Source organism: Alcanivorax sp. (assembly GCF_014762765.1).
In the GTDB taxonomy this organism is placed as follows: Bacteria; Pseudomonadota; Gammaproteobacteria; order Pseudomonadales; family Alcanivoracaceae; genus Alcanivorax.
In genome coordinates this window covers 1-3,565 of sequence record NZ_JABURH010000012.1, presented here as the reverse complement: position 1 = coordinate 3,565, position 3,565 = coordinate 1, and the positions used below count along the sequence as shown (strand labels likewise).

At 58.7% G+C, this 3,565-nt stretch carries 1 protein-coding gene; it reads left to right on the top strand.

Annotated features, from left to right (window positions below):
• A partial coding sequence (gene rpoC, locus HUJ17_RS00140; RefSeq protein ID WP_290508817.1) for a DNA-directed RNA polymerase subunit beta' occupies positions 1-3,363 on the top strand: 3,363 nt, incomplete at its 5' end.
• Positions 3,364-3,565 lie beyond the last annotated feature (202 nt).

Genomic DNA, 3,565 nt, shown 5'->3' with positions numbered 1-3,565 from the left:
CGTCTGCTGGACCTGAGCGCCCCGGACATCATCGTGCGCAACGAAAAGCGTATGCTGCAGGAATCCGTGGATGCGCTGCTGGATAACGGTCGTCGTGGCCGTGCCATCACCGGTTCCAACAAGCGCCCGCTGAAATCCCTTGCTGACATGATCAAGGGTAAGCAGGGTCGTTTCCGTCAGAACCTGCTGGGTAAGCGGGTGGACTACTCCGGTCGTTCCGTGATCGTGGTCGGTCCGTCTCTCAAGCTGCACGAGACCGGCCTGCCCAAGAAAATGGCGCTGGAACTGTTCAAGCCGTTCATCTTTGCCAAGCTGGAAGCCCGTGGTCTGGCGACCACCATCAAGGCGGCCAAGAAGATGGTCGAACGCGAAACTGCCGAGGTTTGGGATATCCTGGCTGAAGTGATTCGCGAGCACCCGGTCATGTTGAACCGGGCGCCGACCCTTCACCGTCTGGGTATCCAGGCGTTCGAGCCGGTACTGATTGAAGGTAAGGCGATCCAGCTGCATCCGCTGGTGTGTGCGGCCTTCAACGCGGACTTCGATGGTGACCAGATGGCGGTACACGTACCGCTGACCCTGGAAGCCCAGCTCGAAGCCCGTGCGCTGATGATGTCCACCAACAACATCCTGTCGCCGGCCAATGGTGAGCCCATCATCGGCCCGACTCAGGACGTGGTACTGGGTCTGTACTACATCAGCCGCGAAAAGGTAAACGCCAAGGGTGAAGGCCAGATTTTTGCCGACACCAAAGAAGTGATGCGTGCCCTGGCCAACAAGCAGGTTGATCTGCATGCCCGGGTGAAAGTGCGTGTTCATGAAGTGGTGCGTGATCTGGAAGGTGGCGTTGAAGAGCGTACCTTTATCGCTGATACCACCCCGGGTCGCTGTAAGCTGTGGGATATCGTGCCCACCGGTCTGGGCTTCGCCATGGTCAACCAGAACATGACCAAGAAGGCGATTTCCAAGCTGTTGAACACCTGCTACCGGATTCTTGGTACCAAAGAAACCTGTATCTTTGCTGACCAGCTGATGTATCTGGGCTTCCGCGAAGCCACCCTGTCCGGTTCCTCCATCGGTGTGGAAGACATGGTGATTCCGGATGCCAAGTACACCATGATCGATGCGGCCGAAGACGAAGTTCGCGAGATCGAGGAGCAATTCGCTTCCGGTCTGGTAACTCGTGGCGAGCGTTATAACAAGGTGGTGGATATCTGGGCCCGTACCAACGACCAGATCGCCAAGGCAATGATGGAAAACCTGCGCGTCGAAGTGGTGAAAAACCGCGACGGCGAGGACGAAGAGCAGGGCTCCTTCAACTCCATCTTCATGATGGCCGATTCCGGCGCGCGGGGTTCCCCGGCCCAGATTCGTCAGCTGGCCGGTATGCGTGGTCTGATGGCCAAGCCGGATGGCTCCATTATTGAAACGCCTATTACCAGCAACTTCCGTGAAGGTCTGAACGTACTCCAGTACTTCATCTCCACTCACGGTGCCCGTAAGGGTCTGGCTGATACCGCCTTGAAGACGGCGAACTCCGGTTACCTGACCCGTCGTCTGGTAGACGTGGCGCAGGATCTGGTAGTCACCGCCGAGGATTGTGGTACCGAAGAAGGCCTGCTGATGACGCCGCTGATTGAAGGCGGTGACGTGGTTGAGGCTCTGGGTGAGCGTGTTCTGGGTCGTGTCGTGGCCCGTGATGTGATGAACCCGCTCAATCAGGACGAAGTGCTGGCGGAAGTTGGCACCCTGCTGGACGAGGTGTGGGTCAACAAGCTGGAATCCATGGGTGTGGATGAAGTGCTGGTGCGCTCGCCGATCACCTGTGCCACTCGCTGGGGTGTGTGCTCCACCTGTTACGGCCGTGATCTGGCCCGTGGCCATCAGGTCAATGTGGGTGAAGCAGTGGGCGTTATCGCGGCCCAGTCCATTGGTGAGCCGGGTACCCAGCTGACCATGCGTACCTTCCACATTGGTGGTGCGGCAAGCCGGGCCTCTGCGGTGTCCAGCATTCAGATCAAGCACGGCGGCAAGGTGCGTTTCCACAACGCCAAGCACGTACAGCACAAGGACGGTCTGGTGATCGTTTCCCGTTCCGCCGACCTGGCGGTAGCGGATGAGCTGGGTCGTGAGCGTGAGCGTTACAAGCTGCCCTATGGCGCCACTGTGACCGTGGGCGAAGGTGACCAGGTTGATGGCGGTCAGGTGGTTGCCACCTGGGATCCCCATACCCACCCGATTATCGCGGAAGTGGAAGGCAAGGTGCAGTTTGGTGATATGGAAGAAGGTATCACCGTAAACCACCAGACCGACGAACTGACCGGCCTGACGAACATCGAAGTGCTGGGCACTCAGAACCGTCCTGCCGCCGGCAAGGACATGCGCCCAATGGTGCGTGTGGTTGATGGCAAGGGCAAGGCGGTATTAATGCCCAACACCGATATGCCGGCCCAGTATCTGCTGCCTGGCGGTGCGCTGTGTGGTCTCAAGGATGGCGCCAACATCTCCGTGGGTGACGTGATTGCGCGGATTCCGCAGGAATCCTCCAAGACCCGTGACATCACCGGTGGTCTGCCACGTGTTGCCGACCTGTTCGAGGCACGGAACCCCAAAGAAGCGGCAATCCTGGCTGAAAAGTCCGGTACCGTCTCTTTTGGCAAGGAAACCAAAGGCAAGGTGCGCCTGGTGATCACCCCGGATGACGGTGGTGATGTCTACGAAGAGCTGATTCACAAGTGGCGTCAGCTGAACGTCTTCGAGGGTGAGAAAGTGGAGAAGGGTGAGGTGGTCTCTGATGGCCCGCTCAACCCCCACGATATCCTGCGCTTGATGGGTGAATCCGAGCTGGCTCGTTACATCGTTAATGAGGTGCAGGAGGTTTACCGCCTGCAGGGTGTGAAGATCAATGACAAGCACATTGAAACGATCATCCGCCAGATGCTGCGTAAAGTAGAGATCCTGGAAGTGGGTGAGTCCCGCTTCATCAAGGGCGAGCAGGCGGAATACGCCCGCGTAATGGAAGAAATCGAGCGGCTCAAGGCCGAGGACAAGATGCTGCCCCAGTACGAGCGACAGTTGCTGGGTATTACCAAGGCATCCCTGGCCACCGAGTCGTTCATCTCCGCCGCGTCCTTCCAGGAGACTACCCGGGTTCTGACCGAAGCGGCGGTCACCGGCAAGGAAGACGACCTGCGCGGTCTGAAGGAAAACGTGGTAGTAGGGCGTCTGGTGCCAGCGGGTACCGGCTATGCTCACCACCTGGAGCGCCGCCGTCAGCGTGTCGAGGCACGCGGACCGGAAGCGCCCACCATGGATGAGGTGGAAGCCGCCTTGTCCGAGGCTCTCAGCTCCTCTGACGAGTGATTGCTGGCGAGTGACGGAGTCCCTGGCATCTTGACGTGGTGCCGGGGGCTCCCTACAATCGCTGCCCCCCTGTTCTATGGGCAGTAAATGGGTGCCAGGGCTGTCATATGACAGTTTCTGTCACAGAACTGTAAGCGTGAGGCAGTAGTTTCATGGCAACTGTAAACCAGCTGGTGCGCAAGCCGCGCAAAAGCAAGGTAGA